The sequence below is a fragment of the Streptomyces sp. NPDC001606 genome (genome assembly GCF_053596835.1).
Genome location: NZ_JBSFHC010000004.1, coordinates 32,681 through 47,610, shown reverse-complemented (window position 1 = coordinate 47,610; position 14,930 = coordinate 32,681). Strand labels below are relative to the sequence as shown.

The following is a 14,930-nucleotide window of genomic DNA, read 5'->3' as shown; positions in this document are numbered from 1 at the left end:
GAGGGGCAGACGAGTCGGGCTGTACGCCGGGTTCTGTTCTCCAGGGTCCTCGCGGGCCCTGGAGCGACGGCCATCCATCTAGGACCGACGTTGCCGTCGGCCTCGTGCGGTCTACCCGCGGACTCGGGCGGGCAGCCCTCGATCGTCCGCGCAGAGACACCGGGGTGTCTCCTCTTGACCTTGCTCCGGGTGGGGTTTACCTAGCTGCCCAGGTCACCCTGGGCACTGGTGGTCTCTTACACCACCGTTTCACCCTTACCGAGGACCGAGGTCCCCGGCGGTCTGCTTTCTGTGGCACTGTCCCGCGGGTCACCCCGGGTGGCCGTTAGCCACCACCCTGCCCTGTGGAGCCCGGACGTTCCTCGGGAAGCCCCCTAGGGGGACTCCACGCGGCCGCCCGCCCGGCTCGTCTGCCGTGCCGACCATGGTACCGGGCGGGAGCCGCGGCGCGGACCGGCGGCCGTCGCGAGGACCGAGCCCGCCAGGATCAGGGCGAACGCGGCCAGGACGGTGAGGGTCAGCGGCTCGTGCAGCAGCAGGGCGCCCGCCGCCACGGCCACCGCCGGGTTCACATAGGTGATGACCGTCGCCCGGCTCGGGCCCGCCTCCTTGATCAGTTCCAGGAAGGCGACGAAGGCCACCGCCGTGCAGATCACGCCCAGGCCGGCCAGTGCCGCCAGGACGGACGGCGAGGGCAGGGAGGAGGGCCGGGTGAGGACCGCGGCGGGGGCGTAGACCAGGGCCGCCAGGGTCAGACAGGCGGCCGTCAGATGCAGGGACGGCACGTTCTTCAGACTGCGCGCGGCTATCAGGGGGGCGGTCGCGTAGCCCAGGACCGTCAGCAGCACCTCGCCCAGGGAGAGCGTGTCGCCCCCGGTCAGATGCGGGACGGTCAGGACCGTCACGCCCGCGAGGCCCAGGGCCAGGCCGGTGAGCCGCCGGGCTCCCAGGCGCTCCGCCTCGCCGAAGAACCGGCCCAGCAGCACACCGACGATCGGTACGCCCGCGATCAGCAGGCCGGCCGTGGAGCTCGACAGGTGCCGCTCCGCGTCGGTGAGGGTGAACCAGGGGCCCATGATCTCCAGGACCGCGAAGGCCAGCAGGGGGCGCCAGTGGGTGCGGACGGTGCCGGCGAGCCCGCCCTGGCGGAGGGCGAAGGGCAGCAGCAGGACCGCGCCGAGGGCGCAGCGCGTGAACACCACGACGGGCGGGGACACCGCGTCCACCGCCACCTTGATCATCAGATAGGGAATGCCCCAGACCACTCCCATCAGGGAGAACAGAAACCAGCCACGTGCAGTCATGGGACGAGTTTCGGCCGCCGCCTCACCCCGCGTCTTGAACGCTGTTGCGGTACGCCGCCGGGGTCGCCCCGAGCACCCGGCGGAACCAGCGGGTCAGATGGGCCTGGTCGGCGAAGCCCACCAGCCCCGCCACCTCGGCCGGGCGCAGGCCCGCGGCGAGCAGCCCCCGGGCCCGGTTCACCCGGTACTGGGCCAGCCAGGCGTAGGGGGGTATCCCCATCGTCGTACGGAAGGCGCGCAGCAGCTGGTAGCGGGAGACGCCCAGGTCGGCGGCGAGCAGGGCGAGGGAGGGCGGGTCGGTGAGTTCGTCGGCCAGCCGGTCGCGGACGGTGCGGGCCAGGCCGGCCGCGCCCGGGACGCGGTCCAGGACCGGCCGGGCCGTGGAGTGGCGCTGGGCCAGGGCCGTCAGCAGCCAGGGGAGGCGGGACTCGGCCTCCAGCGGGTCGGGGCAGACGCTCAGGTCCGTGTGGGCGAGGCGGAGGGCTGCGACCAGTTCGGGGTCGTGCACGAGCGGTTCGCGGAAGTGCGGGAGGCCGCCGAGGGTGCCGTCGGACAGCAGCGACGGCTCGGCGTACAGGGCCCGGTACGCGTAGCCCTCGCCGACGCTTCCGGGACCGCCGGTGTGCGTCTCGCCCGGCTCCAGGACCACGATCGCGCCGGGGCCGGTGCGGATGTGGCCGCCCCGGTAGTCGATCACCTCGGAGCCGCCGACGCACACCCCGACGGTGTACTCGTCATGGGAGTGCGGGGCGTAGACATGGCGGCGGAAACTGGCGGTCAGCAGGTCCAGCGGGGGCCCGCACCGGCCCAGCCGCGCCCGTGTCCACAGCGCCTTCTCCACCATCGTGCCCCCGCCCCCCGTTGCCGTACTCCGTGCGAAGGGTGCAACGCCTGCGGGGCCGTCCTGCTTCCATGCCGGGGGCGCGCGGCCGGGGCCACTGCGGCCCGGCGCCCCGCGGTGATCGCCCGTAGGCTGAACTCCCTTACCAGGGAGGTGAGATGACGACACTGCGGCGGCTGTGCGGGCACGAGATACGGCTCTACGCGAGCCTGGCGCTGTGGCTGGCCCGGCGCACCCAGGGCACCGCCGCCGGGCGGGCCTTCGGGTACGCGCGCGGGCAGGGTGCGACGATGGCGGGGCTCGCCTTCGTGTGCGTCGTCGAGGCGGTCGGCGTCGCGGTGATGCTGCGCGACTGGCCCGCCGCGCACGACGCCATGCTGGTGCTGGACGTCTACACCGTGCTGCTCGTGGCCGGGGTGCACGCGGCCTGCGTGGTCCGCCCGCACGTGCTGACCGGGGAGGCGCTGCGGGTGCGGTACGGCGTCCATGTCGACCTGCGGATCCCGCTGGCCGCGATCACCGCCGTACGCCGTGAGACGCGGACCACCCACCGGCCGGACGACGACGCGCTCGATCTCGCCGTCGGGTCCCGGACGTCGGTGACGCTGGAGCTGGCCGAGCCCGTGCGCCATCTGTCGTTCCTCGGGCGGCGCCGGGACGTGCGTGTGGTGCGGCTGCACGCCGACGACCCCGGTGCCCTGGTCCAGGCGCTCACACGGGCGTGAACAGCACCTTCGCCGTGCCCGGGTCGGCCCGGACCAGCCGGACGCGCAGCCGTTCGCCGAGCGGCAGCCGCCCGCCCTCGACCCGGCCGACGACGGCGGGGGCCGCCAGCTGCACGGTCCCGGCCGTGGGGTGAGCCTCCTCGACGTCCACCACGAGGCCTTCGAACACCTCCCCGACCCGGTCCCGGAGCAGGGCCGCCTCCACGAGGTCGACGCACTCCCGCTCGACCGTGCCCGCACGGCGCGCCCCCTCGGCCATCCGCCCGGGCAGCGCGTCCAGCGCGGCGAGCACCCAGTCGGGCGCGGGGCGGCCGGCGACGGCGGCGAGGCAGATCTCGGCGGCGTAGCGGTCGGCGAGCCGGCGCAGCGGGGCCGTGCAGTGGGTGTACGGGGCGGCGACGGCGGCGTGCGTGGTGATCGCGGGCAGGGCGCCGTCCCGGAAGACGGTGTAGCCGGCGCCCCGCAGCAGGGTCGTGCACTCCTGGAGGAAGGCCGCGTGGTGCGGGGCGTGCGGGTTGAGGGAGCGGATCAGGGCCGCGTACGACACATGGTGCGGCCAGTCGATGTGCAGGGCGACGGCGGTACGGCGGAGCCGGGCCACCGCGCCGTCCGGGGCGGCCGGGAGGGTGCGCAGGATGCCGGTGCCGTGGGTGAGCATCAGCTCGGCGGCGGCCATGCCGGTGAGCAGCGAGATCTGGGCGTTCCAGGCCTCGGCGGGCAGGGGGGCGCGGTAGCGCAGGAGGTAGCTGTGGTCCTGCTCGGCGATCTCCTGTTCGGGGACGTTGAGCGAGATGCCGCCGCGTGCCACCTCCAGCCGTTCCCGGGCCTCGCCGATCTCCTTGAGCAGGGCGACCGGCTCCTCCGCCGTCCCCGCGTCGATGGCCCGCTGGACGCCCGCGTAGTCGAGCCGGGCGCGGCTGCGGACGAGGGCCCGGCGCACGTCCACCGCGCCGGTCCGGCCGTCGGCGTCCAGGTCGAGGGTCCACAGCACGGCCGGCCTGACCTGGTCCGGCAGCAGGCTGGCAGCGCCCTCGCCGACGACGGCCGGGTGCAGGGGGATCTTCTCGTCGGGGAAGTAGAGGGTGTTCACCCGGCGGTGCGCCTCGGCGTCCAGCGGGCCGCCGGGTACGACGAAGGCGGCGACGTCGGCGATGGCGTACCGGACCCGGTAGCCGGCGCCCTGCCGGGACAGGTGCATCGCCTGGTCGAGGTCGGTGGAGCCGGGCGGGTCGACGGTGAAGAAGGGGACGTCCGTCACGTCGTACGGCAGCGGGGCGGGGTTCTTCGCGGCGCGCTCGGCCTCCTCGCTGACCTCGGGCGGGAAGTCGGACGGCACGCCGAGTTCGGTGCGCAGCGCGGCGAGGGCGGCCCGCAGCGGGGCCTCGGGCGCGCCGGTCACCCGGATCATGCGGCGGGTCATGCCCCGAGCCTAGGCCGGGGCCCGGGGGGCGGCACGCCGTACGCTGGCGCGGAGGTCTATCTGAAGGAGTACGTGGTGCTGGTCCTGCTGCCGCCGTCGGAAGGCAAGGCGAACTCGGGCGAGGGCGTCCCGCTGGAGCTCTCGTCGCTGTCCCTGCCGGGGCTGACCGAGGCGCGGGAGGCCGTGCTGGGCGAGCTGGTCGAGCTGTGTGCCGCCGACGAGGAGAAGGCGCGCGGGGTGCTCGGCCTGAGCGAGGGGCTGCGCGGCGAGGTCGCGAAGAACGCCGGGCTGCGCACGGCCGGGGCCCGTCCCGCCGGGGAGATCTACACCGGTGTGCTCTACGACGCCCTCGGCCTGGCCACGCTGGACGCGGCCGCCCGGCGGCGCGCGGCCGAATGGCTGCTCGTCTTCTCGGGGCTGTGGGGCGCCGTGCGGGTGACCGACCGGATCCCGTCCTACCGCTGCTCGATGGGGGTGAAGCTGCCGGGTCTCGGGGCGCTGGCGGCGCACTGGCGGACCCCGATGGCCGAGGTGCTGCCCGCCGCGGCCGGCGACGGACTGGTGCTGGATCTGCGCTCCTCCGCCTACGCGGCCGCCTGGAAGCCGAAGGGCGAGGTCGCGGGGCGTACGGCGACGGTACGGGTGCTGCACGCGCCGACCCGGAAGGTCGTCAGCCACTTCAACAAGGCGACGAAGGGCCGGATCGTACGGAGCCTGCTGACGGCCGGGGCCGCGCCGGAGGACCCAGCCGGGCTGGTGGACGCGCTGCGCGGCCTGGGATACGTGGTGGAGGCGGAGGCACCGGGCCGGGTGGGCAGGCCGTGGTCGCTGGACGTGCTGGTGGACGAGGTCCACTGACCCTGCCATTGCGCTCTGTGCAATGCCCTTTGCGCACTGTGAAGCCCGTCGGCACGATGAGCACATGACCGTCCCGGACTCCGTGCTGGACCTCGCGCCCGTCGTCCCCGTGCTGGCCGTGCCGGACGCCGCGACCGCCGTACCGCTGGCGCGGGCGCTGGTGGCCGGCGGGCTGCGCGCGATCGAGGTGACCCTGCGGACCCCGGCGGCGCTCGACGCGATCCGGGCGATCGGCGCCGAGGTGCCGGACGCGGTGGTCGGGGCCGGGACGGTGCTCACCCCGGATCAGGTCTCCGCGTGCGCGGCCGCCGGGGCGCGGTTCCTGGTGAGCCCCGGCTGGACGGATGCGCTGCTGGCGGCGATGCAGGCGTCCGGGGTGCCGTTCCTGCCCGGGGTGTCGACCGCCTCGGAGGTCGTGGCGCTGCTGGAGCGCGGGGTGCGGGAGATGAAGTTCTTCCCGGCGCGGGCGGCCGGGGGTACGGCGTATCTGCGGTCCCTCGCCGGCCCGTTGCCGCAGGCCCGCTTCTGTCCGACGGGCGGCATCGGCCCGGCGGACGCGCCGGAATATCTGTCCCTGCCCAACGTCGGTTGCGTGGGCGGCAGTTGGCTCGCCCCGGCGGACGCGGTGGCCACCGGGGACTGGGCCCGGGTGGAGGCGCTGGCCCGGGCCGCGGCGGGGCTCGGCGCTCAGCGCAGGTGAGAGGTGTCGTTGAACAGCCGGACGCTCGCGTTGCCGTCCGCGTAGTACGCCACCGCCGAGAGGGAGGCCGCCGACAGCTCCATCCGGAACAGCGCCTCGGGCGGGGCGCCCAGGGCGAGCCGGACGAGGGTCTTGATCGGGGTGACGTGCGTGACCAGCAGCACCGTGCGGCCCGCGTGCGCCGCGACCAGCTTGTCCCGGGCCGCCGCGATCCGGGTGGCCGTCTCGGCGAAGCTCTCGCCGCCGCCGGTGGGGTGGGCCTCCGGGTCGGCGAGCCAGGCGTTCAGGTCGTCCGGGTAGCGCTCGCGGACCTCGCCGAAGGTGAGGCCCTCCCAGGCGCCGAAGTCCGTCTCGCGCAGGCCCTCGTCGACGGCGACCTCCAGGCCGAGGCGCGCGGCGACCACCGCGGCGGTCTCGCGGGTGCGGGCGAGGGGGGAGGCGATGACGGCCTGGACGGTACCGCGGCGGGCCAGGGCCTCGGCGACCCGGTGGGCCTGTTCACGGCCGGCGGCGGAGAGGGAGGGGTCGGTACCGCCACTGCCCGAGAAACGCTTCTGCGGGGTCAGCGGGGTCTCACCGTGCCGAAGGAGGACGAGGGTGGCGGGAGCCCCGAGGTCAGGCGCGCTGCTCCAGCCGGGAGCGGGGGTGGCGGCAGGGGCAGGAGGCTGCTCGGCGGGGGCGGGGGTGACGACCGGGGCAGCAGACCCCGGACCCTGGTCGGCGAGGTCTGCCGTCGAGCCGGACGGCGTCCACTGCTCGCCCCTCGCGCCCGCGTCCATCGCCTCGTTCGCCAGCCGGTCGGCGTGCTTGTTCTCGGCGCGGGGGATCCACTCGTAGCTGACCCGGTCGGCGGGGAAGAGGGACCGCGCCTCGGTGGCCAGCGGCTTCAGGTCCGGGTGCTTGATCTTCCAGCGGCCCGACATCTGCTCGACGACCAGCTTGGAGTCCATGCGGACATGGACCCGCGCCGTCGGGTCCAGGGTGCGGGCGGCGCGCAGGCCGGCCACCAGGCCCCGGTACTCGGCCACGTTGTTGGTGGCGACACCGAGGTACTCCGCGGCCTCGGCCAGGGTCTGGCCCGTCGCCGCGTCGCGCACCACGGCCCCGTAGCCGGCGGGCCCGGGGTTGCCCCGTGACCCGCCGTCGGCCTCGACGATGAACTCCCGCACCCCTTCAGCCCCTTACCGGCTCTACAGCCCCGACTCGGCCGTGCGCACCAGGATCCGGCGGCAGTTCTCGCAGCGCACCACGGTGTTCGGCGCGGCCGCGCGGATCTCGTTCAGCTCGGTGATCGCCAGCTCCTGCCGGCAGCCCTGGCAGGTGCGGGCGTACAGCTTGGCCGCGCCGATGCCGCCCTGCTGCGCACGCAGCTTGTCGTACAGGCCCATGAGGTCGGCGGGGACGGAGGCCGCGACGACCTCGCGCTCCTTGGTGACCGAGGCGACCTCGCCGTCGATCTGCTCGAAGGCGGCGTCGCGGCGGGCGGCCGCCTCGTCGATCTTCGACTGCGCCGACGCGACCCGCTCGGTCAGCTCCCGCACCCGCTCCTGCGCGGCCTCGCGGCGCTCCATGACCTCCAGGACGACGTCCTCGAGGTCGCCCTGGCGCTTGGCGAGCGAGGCGATCTCGTGCTGGAGGCTGGACAGGTCCTTCGGCGAGGTGACCGCGCCGGAGTCCAGCCGCTGCTGGTCGCGGGCGGCGCGCTGGCGCACCTGGTCCACGTCCTGCTCCGCCTTGGTCTGCTCGCGGGCGCAGTCGCTCTCCTCGGTCTGCGCGGCGACCAGCAGGTCGCGCAGCTGCGTGAGGTCCTTGGTCAGCGACTCGATCTCGGCGTGCTCCGGCAGCGACCTGCGCTTGTGCGCGAGCTGCTGAAGGCGGACGTCGAGGTCCTGGACGTCGAGGAGTCGGATCTGGTCGGCGGGCGCGGCGTTCAGTTGGGGGCTCCCTTGGGGCTAGCGGTGGGGGTGGACGCCGCGTGGGCGGTCCAGGGGTCGGTGACCGTCTTGGAGACGTGGACGCGCAGGTCCCAGCCGTGGCGGTCGGAGATCTCGTCGAGCTGGCTCGCGGCCAGCTCGCACCAGGGCCACTCGGTGGCCCAGTGCGCCGCGTCGAGCAGCGCGAGGGGGCTCTGGGCGACCGCTTCGGACGCCGGGTGGTGGCGCAGGTCGGCGGTGAGGAAGGCGTCGACGCCGGCCGCGCGGACCTGCTCGAAGAGGCTGTCGCCGGAACCGCCGCTGACCGCGACCGTCCGGACCACGGCCTCGGGGTCGCCGGCCACCCGGATGCCCTGGGCGGTGGCGGGCAGCCGCTCGGCGGCCCGGGCGGCCAGCTCGCGCACGGTGAGCGGGTGGTCGAGTTCGCAGACCCGGCCGAGGCCCCGGCAGCCGGCCGGGTCGGAGGGGTCCGGGACCAGGGGCCGTACGACGCGGAGGTCGAGCGCGCCGGCGAGGGCGTCCGAGACGCCCGGGTCCGCCGTGTCGGCGTTGGTGTGGGCGACGTGCAGCGCGATGTCGTTCTTGATCAGCGTGTGCACCACGCGGCCCTTGAAGTGGCTCGCCGCGACCGTGGTCGTCCCGCGCAGATAGAGCGGGTGGTGGGTGACCAGCAGGTCGGCGCCGAGCTTCACCGCCTCGTCCACGATCTCCTGGACGGGGTCGACGGCGAACAGGACCCGGCTGATCTCCTGGTCGGGATCGCCCACGACCGTGCCGACCGCGTCCCAGGACTCGGCCCGCTCGGGGGGCCACAGGTTCTCCAGCGCGGCGATGACTTCAGACAGACGGGGCACGAAGGTAAGGCTACCTGGCCGTTCTGCGGGGCTGTACCCATCCGTGCGGATGGGCCCCGCTCTGCACAGAAGCCCCGGTTTCCTCAGAGGAATCGCTTCTGCACCACCCGTATGTGTGAAGCGACGACCGCCGGTCCCACGCCCGTGCGTGCGAAAACTAGCTTCGTCGCTGGAGGTGACCGAACGATGACGGCCTGTGCGATCGAACCCCAGTCGACCGGTGCCGAGGACTCCTCGTCGACCGGCGCGGAGGACTCCCTGTCGGCACCCGGCACGGCGGGCCGCGCCCCGGACGGCGCGGAGACCGGCTGCACCCTCACGGCGGACGGCGCGTACGCCGCCCGGCTCGCCCGGGACGGCGACTGCTGGTTCCCGGAGCGCTGGACGCTGGACGGCCCGGAGCCGTACGCGGTGCCGCTCCCCGGCCACCAGCCGGAGGAGCCCGGTACCGAGGTGCAGCCCATGGGCGACGGCCGGGTGCTGATCCACCGGCTGGTGGCCGGGCACCGGCACGACTTCGCGCTGCTCTACCCGACCGGGCCCGGCACCGGCGAGCTGCCGCTGGGCGCGGTCGACTGCCCCGGGCCCGGCATCCGGCTCCGGCTGCTGCCGCCGGCGCCGGACGGGGTGCGGGCGTACGCGCTCGCCGTCGGGCCGCGCTCCAGCGTGGTGTGGCTGGTGGCGGGTGGCGCGTTCGGTCCGGAGCGGCTCGCCGAGGTGCCGGGGCGCTGCTCGGGCGGGGTCTGGCTGGACGGCGGCGGCCGGCTGCTGGCGCTCGACCGGGAGCTGGGCGGTCGTACCAAGACGGTCGTGGTGGATCTGGAGCGCGCGGAGGTCTCGCCGCTGTTGCAGATCGCGGAGGACAGCGACGACCGGCTGCTGCTGGCCGACCTGGACAGCGGGCTGCTGCTGATCTCCTCCGACGCGGCCTCCCCCGGGCGGCAGCGGCTGGGCTGGGGGGTGCTCGGCAGCACCCTGCCGGTGCGCTTCCCGAAGTGTCTGCGGATGCCGGAGTGCGCGGTGACGCCGTTCGCGATCCAGCCGGGGCAGGTGCTGACGCCGGAGGGCTGCGCGGTGGCCCTGCGCATCGACGGTCCGTTCGGCACCTGGGTGGGCGTCTGGCGGCCGGCCGAGCGGCGGGTACGGCATGTCGCGGCACCGGCGGGCTGGCTGCCGGGAGCCGGGCTGTGGACGCCGGCGGGGGTACTGCGGCTGCCGTACTCCACCCGGGAGACCGCGTGTGCGGTGGCGGAGCTGACGGTGCCCGGGGCGGAGCCGGTGGAGGCGGCGGGGCCGGTGGCGCCGGTGGAACCCGAGCGTCCGGAGCCGGCGGCGGAGGCCACCACGGGATGCGTGCAAGAACGCCTGGTGGAACGCGTGGTGGAACCGGTGATGGCCCGTCCGGTGCCGTTGCAGCAAGCACCCCTGGGACGTCTTGTAACGAACTAGTGCCGGTTGGCGTGTGCGCCTGGATTCGGCCCGTGGTGTGCCGGTTACACTCGCCCGGCTGTACGAAAGATGATGTTGACGGGGTGAATTCTTCCGATGAGCGACACCAGCACGACGGGGCAGCTGTCCGCCGACTCGCAGAAGGACGCCGGCCACGGCCGGCACCGCGGCCCGATCGCGGTCCAGGAGACGGATGCGGCGCCGCACGGCCGGCACCGCAAGCCGGTCCAGGAGAAGGCCGAGGCAGCCGCCTGACGGCAGTGGAGATGAGGGGGGCCTTCCGTCACCGGACGGAAGGCCCCTCTTCTGTTCAGCCCCGCTTGAGCCCCAGTACCTCGGTCGCCGCGAAGGTCTCCCCGGCCGGGCGGTCCGCGTAGTGCGGGGTGAGCAGCGCGTCGAGTTCGTCGTAGGTGAACGTCTCCTGCTTGCTGTCGAACTTGGCCCGCACCCGGGGCCGTTCCATGACCGCGACCATGCCGCCGTGGACGACGAGCAGCTGGCCGTTGATCCGGGCGGCGGCGGGCGAGGCCAGATAGCCGACGAGCGGGGCCACATGCTCGGGGGCCAGCGGGTCGAGGCCCTCCTCGGGCCGGGTGAACCCCGCGAAGACGTCCTCGGTCATCCGGGTCCGGGCGCGCGGGCAGATGGCGTTGGCCGTGACGCCGTACCGGGCGAGGGCGAGCGCGGTGGAGGTGGTGAGGCCGACGATGCCGCCCTTCGCGGCCGCGTAGTTGGGCTGTCCGGCGGATCCGGCGAGGAACGCCTCCGAGGAGGTGTTCACGATCCGCCCGTGCACCTTCTCTCCCCCGGCCGCCTTGGACCGCTCCCGCCAGTGCGCGGCGGCGAACCGGGTGGTGTTGAAGTGGCCCTTGAGGTGGACCCGCAGCACCGAGTCCCACTCGTCCTCGGTCATGGAGAAGACCATGCGGTCGCGCAGGATGCCGGCGTTGTTGACGAGGATGTCGAGCTTGCCGTACTCCTCGATCGCCGACCGCACGAGCGCTTCGGCCTGCCGGTGGTCGGAGACGTCCCCGGTGTGCGCGACGGCCGTGCCGCCGGCCGCGCGGATCTCGGCGACGACCTCCTCGGCCGGTCCCGCCGAGGCCTCGCCGGTCCCGTCCCTACCAGGCCGGCCGTAGTCGTTGACGACGACGGCCGCGCCGAGCCGGGCGAGTTCCAGGGCCTCGGCGCGGCCGAGTCCGCGTCCGGCGCCGGTGACGATCGCCGACAGTCCGGCGAGCGGCAGTGACATGGGCAGTGACATGGGCCGCGTCCTCAGATCTCGATGCACGTACGCAGGGCCGTCCCGGTACGCATCTGGTCCAGTGCCTCGTTGATCTCCGCCAGGCGCACCCGGTGGGTGATCAGGCCGGCGAGGTCGATCCGGCCGGCCCGCCACAGGGCGATGGTGCGTTCGTAGGAGCGCAGCACGTCCCCGCCGCCGTACAGGGAGGGCAGGATGCGCTTCTCGTCGAAGAACAGCTCGAACATGTTGAGCTGGAGGAAGTCGTCCAGGGCGCCGGCCCCGACCACGACCAGGGTGCCGCCGCGCCGGGTGTTCTCGTAGGCGGTGCGGGCGGTGGCGGACCTGCCGACGACCTCGAAGACGTAGTCGAAGCCCTCGCCGCCGGTGATCTGCTGCCTGGCGTCGGGCAGTTCGTCCGGTGCCACGGCCCTGGTGGCGCCGAAGCCGAGGGCCGCCTCGCGCCGGGCGGCGACCGGGTCCACGGCGACGATCTCGGCGGCGCCCTTCAGCCGGGCCCCCTGGACGGCCGAGATGCCGACGCCGCCGCAGCCGATCACCGCGACCGACGAACCGGCCGCCACATCGGCCGTGTTGAGGGCGGCGCCGAGACCGGTGGTGACCCCGCAGCCGATCAGCGCGGCGATGTCGTAGGGCACGTCGTCGGGGATCGGGACGGCACAGCGGGCGTCGACCACGACCTCCTCGGCGAAGGTGCCGGTGCCCGCGAAGCCGAAGACGTCACCGCCGGGGCGCCGGAAGTTGGGGGTGCCCGCGTTCAGGAACCCGGCCAGGCAGAGCTGGGTCTGGCCGCGCCGGCAGGCGGGGCAGGCACCGCAGGCGGGCAGCCAGCACAGCACGACCCGGTCGCCGGGCTTCAGGTGCGCCACGCCCTCCCCGGCCTCGAGGATCTCGCCCGCGCCCTCGTGGCCGGGCACGAAGGGCGCCGGCTGGGGCAGCACCCCGCTCATCGCGGACAGGTCGGAGTGGCACAGCCCGGTGGCCCGCACCCGGACCCGGACCCGGCCGGGGCCGAAGCCCACCGCCTCGACGTCCTCGCGGACCTCCAGCTTCTCCTGGCCGATCTCGTGCAGTACGGCTGCGCGCATGGTGCGGCTCCCCTCGCTCGGGCGGTAGGGCGGTGGTGCGGGCGGTACGGCGTCGCAGGTGTCGGTCGCGGGTGTCAGGAGTGCTCGACGACCGTGTCCGTGAGGACCGGCGCGTCGTCCCGGTCCGCCGCGCCGACGGCCACCCGCACCGCGCCCTCGCCCTGCCACATGCGGATGCGCAGGGTCTCGCCCGGGTACACCACTCCGGCGAACCGGGTGGTGTACGAGCGCACCCGGCCGACGTCGCCGCCGAGCAGCGTGTCCACGACCGCCTTGAGGGTGATGCCGTAGGTGCACAGGCCGTGCAGGATGGGCCGGTCGAAACCGGCGCGCCGGGCGAACTCGGGGTCGGCGTGCAGGGGGTTGTGGTCGCCGCAGAGGCGGTAGAGGAGGGCCTGGTCCTCGCGCACGGGCCGTTCGACGGTCCGGTCCGGCTCGCCCGTGGGCGGCTCGGGGCGGGCGCCGGGGCCGCGGTCGCCGCCCCAGCCGCCCTCGCCGCGCACGAAGATCTGGGCGTCGGCCGTCCACAGCGGGCCGTCGGCGTCGGCGACGTCGGTGCGCAGGACGAGGAGGGCCGCCTTGCCCTTGTCGTACACGGCGGCGATGCGCGAGGTGGCGGTGGCGGTGCCGCGGACCGGAATGGGCCGGTGGATCGTGAGCGACTGGCCGCCGTGCAGCACCCGGGCGAGGTCGACGTCGATGCCCGGCATGGACAAGCCGCTGATCACGCCGGGGGATCCGGCGCCCGCGACGGTGGCGAAGCTCGGCAGGACGTGCAGCCGGGACTCCAGGGTGTAGCGCAGTTCGTCGGGGTCCGTGGCGGGGTGGGGCCGGTCAGGGTTGGCGGCCGCGCCGATGCCGAGGTGGTAGAGCTGGACGTCCTTGGCGGTCCAGGTGATCTCGCCGGAGCGGGGTTCGGCGGCGAGGGCCTTGGCGGCGTCGATGGGCATGGGGCTCCTGACGGGTCTTCGAGACCTCGGTGCGGACGTCCGCACCGTCGGCCGCACCGAGGTCGTCCACGGGCGGATCTAGAACGCGTTCCAGTCCGGCGGCCCCCTGTATAGCCGAGCGCTCCGCAGTTGTGAAGCCTCCTGACGTGGCGTCAGACACCGAGTTCTCTTCGTACGCTGTTTGCGACCATGCACTTCTTTCGGGGGAAACGGGGAACACGGACATGACGACGCGCGCACGGAGAATCCGGTGCCGCCTTCAGGACCTACGCGCCGAGCGGCTGAGATGGCGTGCCGAACACGAGCGCTTCAAGGCCGCGCAGCGGGCCGCCCGGAAGGAGGGCAGGACCCCGGACGTCGACCACCCGGGCCCGCCGCCCACCGGCTTCGCCCTGCTGCCCTGGCTGCTGATGGGGACGGGATCCCTCTCGGACCTGCTCCGCGGCGAGACCGCGAACCCGTGGTGGGGCGCCCTGGGCCTGGTCGCCTTCGACTGCCTGTACGTCTACGTCGCCTTCCGCGCCTTCGAACGGGACCGGCGGGAGGCGGTCCCCACCCGGGTGGCGCTGCTCCTGATGGGCCTGGTGGCGACGGGACTGGCGCTCGGCTACGGCGGCGACTGGCTGACCTTCCTCCCGCTGCTGGGGCTCGCGGCGGGCGCCGCCCTGCGCGGCCCGTGGCTGGGCCGTACGGGCCTGCTGCTCTCGGTGTACGCGGGCGCCGTCTCCTTCGTCCGCGGCGGCTGGGAGGACGCGTCCGGCATCGGCTACGCCACCTTCATCTCCACCATGGTGACCGCCGCCATCCTCGGTCTGTCCGAGGCCGTGCGGGAGCTGCGCGCCGCCCGGGAGGAGCTGGCCCGGCAGGCGGTGGAGCAGGAGCGGCTGCGGTTCTCCCGGGATCTGCACGACCTGCTCGGGCACACCCTGTCGGTGATCGTGGTGAAGTCGGAGGCGGCCCGCCGGCTGGCCCCGCGCGACATGGGCGCGGCGCTGGCGCAGATCACGGACATCGAGTCGGTGGGGCGGCAGGCGCTCACCGAGATCCGCGAGGCGGTGACCGGCTACCGCGAGGGCAGCCTCGCCACCGAGCTGACCCGGGCCCGGTCGGCGCTGTCGGCGGCGAGCGTGGTGCCGGTGGTGCACCAGTCGGGGACACCGCTCGCGCCGCAGACCGAGGCGCTGCTCGGCTGGGTGGTGCGCGAGGCGGTGACCAATGTGGTGCGGCACAGCGACGCCAGCCGGTGCGAGATCACCGTCGAGGGCACCGCCGAGCTGGTGCGGCTCACCGTCACCGACAACGGCTCCGGTGCACCCGCGTCCCGGCCCGAGCCGGGCATCGGCGGCACGGGCCTGAAGGGGCTGACCGAGCGCCTGGCGGCGGCGGGCGGCTCGCTCACGGCCGGCCCGTCGCCGCGCGGCGGCTTCACGGTGACCGCCGAACTCCCCGTCAGCGCCGGGGAGTTGGCGACCCTCGGCGTGCCTACGGGACCCAGGGGGAGCTGACCGCCAACCGGACCGCGGCGTGATGCGCGGCGCGTCGG

14 protein-coding genes, 1 other RNA gene and 1 pseudogene are annotated in these 14,930 nt (G+C 74.5%); 6 read left to right on the top strand and 10 right to left on the bottom strand.

Going from position 1 to position 14,930, the window contains the following annotated elements:
• Positions 1-6: 6 nt before the first annotated feature.
• The 3 genes and pseudogenes from rnpB to ACWCV9_RS09915 form a co-directional block, all read right to left on the bottom strand.
• Positions 7-409, bottom strand: an RNA gene (gene rnpB / locus ACWCV9_RS09925) — RNase P RNA component class A.
• 115 nt (positions 410-524) lie between these two features.
• Positions 525-1,241: pseudogene (locus ACWCV9_RS09920) on the bottom strand (DMT family transporter); the annotation flags it as partial.
• 85 nt (positions 1,242-1,326) lie between these two features.
• On the bottom strand, positions 1,327-2,148 hold the full coding sequence (locus ACWCV9_RS09915; RefSeq protein WP_450785305.1) for a helix-turn-helix domain-containing protein: 822 nt from the start codon (positions 2,146-2,148) through the stop codon (positions 1,327-1,329).
• A gap of 155 nt (positions 2,149-2,303) precedes the next feature.
• Here ACWCV9_RS09915 and ACWCV9_RS09910 point away from each other — a divergent pair, with 155 nt between their 5' ends.
• Positions 2,304-2,870: a hypothetical protein gene (locus ACWCV9_RS09910; RefSeq protein ID WP_450785303.1), complete on the top strand. Its 567-nt coding sequence runs from the start codon at positions 2,304-2,306 to the stop codon at positions 2,868-2,870.
• Here the strand turns inward: ACWCV9_RS09910 and ACWCV9_RS09905 are convergent.
• On the bottom strand, positions 2,857-4,290 hold the full coding sequence (locus ACWCV9_RS09905) for an RNB domain-containing ribonuclease (protein WP_450785301.1): 1,434 nt from the start codon (positions 4,288-4,290) through the stop codon (positions 2,857-2,859). The genes ACWCV9_RS09910 and ACWCV9_RS09905 overlap by 14 nt on opposite strands.
• A gap of 75 nt (positions 4,291-4,365) precedes the next feature.
• On the opposite strand from ACWCV9_RS09905, the gene yaaA reads away from it, so the two are divergent.
• Complete coding sequence (gene yaaA / locus ACWCV9_RS09900; RefSeq protein WP_450785299.1) at positions 4,366-5,148, top strand: peroxide stress protein YaaA; 783 nt, start codon at positions 4,366-4,368, stop codon at positions 5,146-5,148.
• A 64-nt stretch (positions 5,149-5,212) separates the two neighbouring features.
• Complete coding sequence (gene eda, locus ACWCV9_RS09895) at positions 5,213-5,848, top strand: bifunctional 4-hydroxy-2-oxoglutarate aldolase/2-dehydro-3-deoxy-phosphogluconate aldolase (RefSeq protein WP_450785298.1); 636 nt, start codon at positions 5,213-5,215, stop codon at positions 5,846-5,848.
• On the opposite strand, the gene ACWCV9_RS09890 is transcribed toward eda, so the two are convergent.
• The 3 genes from ACWCV9_RS09890 to ACWCV9_RS09880 are packed head-to-tail and all read right to left on the bottom strand — an operon-like array spanning position 5,836 to position 8,636.
• A complete protein-coding gene (locus tag ACWCV9_RS09890; protein WP_450785296.1) occupies positions 5,836-7,017 on the bottom strand; it encodes a bifunctional RNase H/acid phosphatase in 1,182 nt (393 codons plus the stop codon). The genes eda and ACWCV9_RS09890 overlap by 13 nt on opposite strands.
• 21 nt (positions 7,018-7,038) lie before the next feature.
• Complete coding sequence (locus ACWCV9_RS09885; RefSeq protein ID WP_385845287.1) at positions 7,039-7,782, bottom strand: zinc ribbon domain-containing protein; 744 nt, start codon at positions 7,780-7,782, stop codon at positions 7,039-7,041.
• Positions 7,779-8,636 (bottom strand): Nif3-like dinuclear metal center hexameric protein, encoded by an 858-nt coding sequence (locus ACWCV9_RS09880; protein WP_450785295.1) that lies wholly within the window; start codon positions 8,634-8,636, stop codon positions 7,779-7,781. The genes ACWCV9_RS09885 and ACWCV9_RS09880 overlap by 4 nt, the downstream gene beginning before the upstream one ends.
• A 186-nt stretch (positions 8,637-8,822) precedes the next feature.
• Here ACWCV9_RS09880 and ACWCV9_RS09875 point away from each other — a divergent pair, with 186 nt between their 5' ends.
• Complete coding sequence (locus ACWCV9_RS09875; protein ID WP_450785293.1) at positions 8,823-10,085, top strand: hypothetical protein; 1,263 nt, start codon at positions 8,823-8,825, stop codon at positions 10,083-10,085.
• Positions 10,086-10,181: 96 nt separating this feature from the next.
• Positions 10,182-10,340, top strand: a complete 159-nt coding sequence (locus ACWCV9_RS09870; RefSeq protein ID WP_385845184.1) for a hypothetical protein — start codon at positions 10,182-10,184, stop codon at positions 10,338-10,340.
• A 55-nt stretch (positions 10,341-10,395) separates the two neighbouring features.
• Here the strand turns inward: ACWCV9_RS09870 and ACWCV9_RS09865 are convergent, their stop codons facing one another.
• The 3 genes from ACWCV9_RS09865 to ACWCV9_RS09855 all read right to left on the bottom strand — a co-directional run bounded on the left by ACWCV9_RS09865 (position 10,396) and on the right by ACWCV9_RS09855 (position 13,387).
• Positions 10,396-11,337, bottom strand: coding sequence for a 3-oxoacyl-ACP reductase (locus tag ACWCV9_RS09865; protein ID WP_450785780.1), 942 nt, complete (start codon positions 11,335-11,337; stop codon positions 10,396-10,398).
• Positions 11,338-11,360: 23 nt separating this feature from the next.
• Complete coding sequence (locus tag ACWCV9_RS09860) at positions 11,361-12,437, bottom strand: Zn-dependent alcohol dehydrogenase (protein ID WP_450785291.1); 1,077 nt, start codon at positions 12,435-12,437, stop codon at positions 11,361-11,363.
• Positions 12,438-12,511: 74 nt separating this feature from the next.
• Entirely contained in the window at positions 12,512-13,387 is an 876-nt protein-coding gene (locus tag ACWCV9_RS09855) for a MaoC/PaaZ C-terminal domain-containing protein (protein ID WP_450785289.1), read from the bottom strand.
• Positions 13,388-13,611: 224 nt separating this feature from the next.
• On the opposite strand from ACWCV9_RS09855, the gene ACWCV9_RS09850 reads away from it, so the two are divergent.
• On the top strand, positions 13,612-14,892 hold the full coding sequence (locus ACWCV9_RS09850; RefSeq protein WP_450785287.1) for a sensor histidine kinase: 1,281 nt from the start codon (positions 13,612-13,614) through the stop codon (positions 14,890-14,892).
• Positions 14,893-14,930 lie beyond the last annotated feature (38 nt).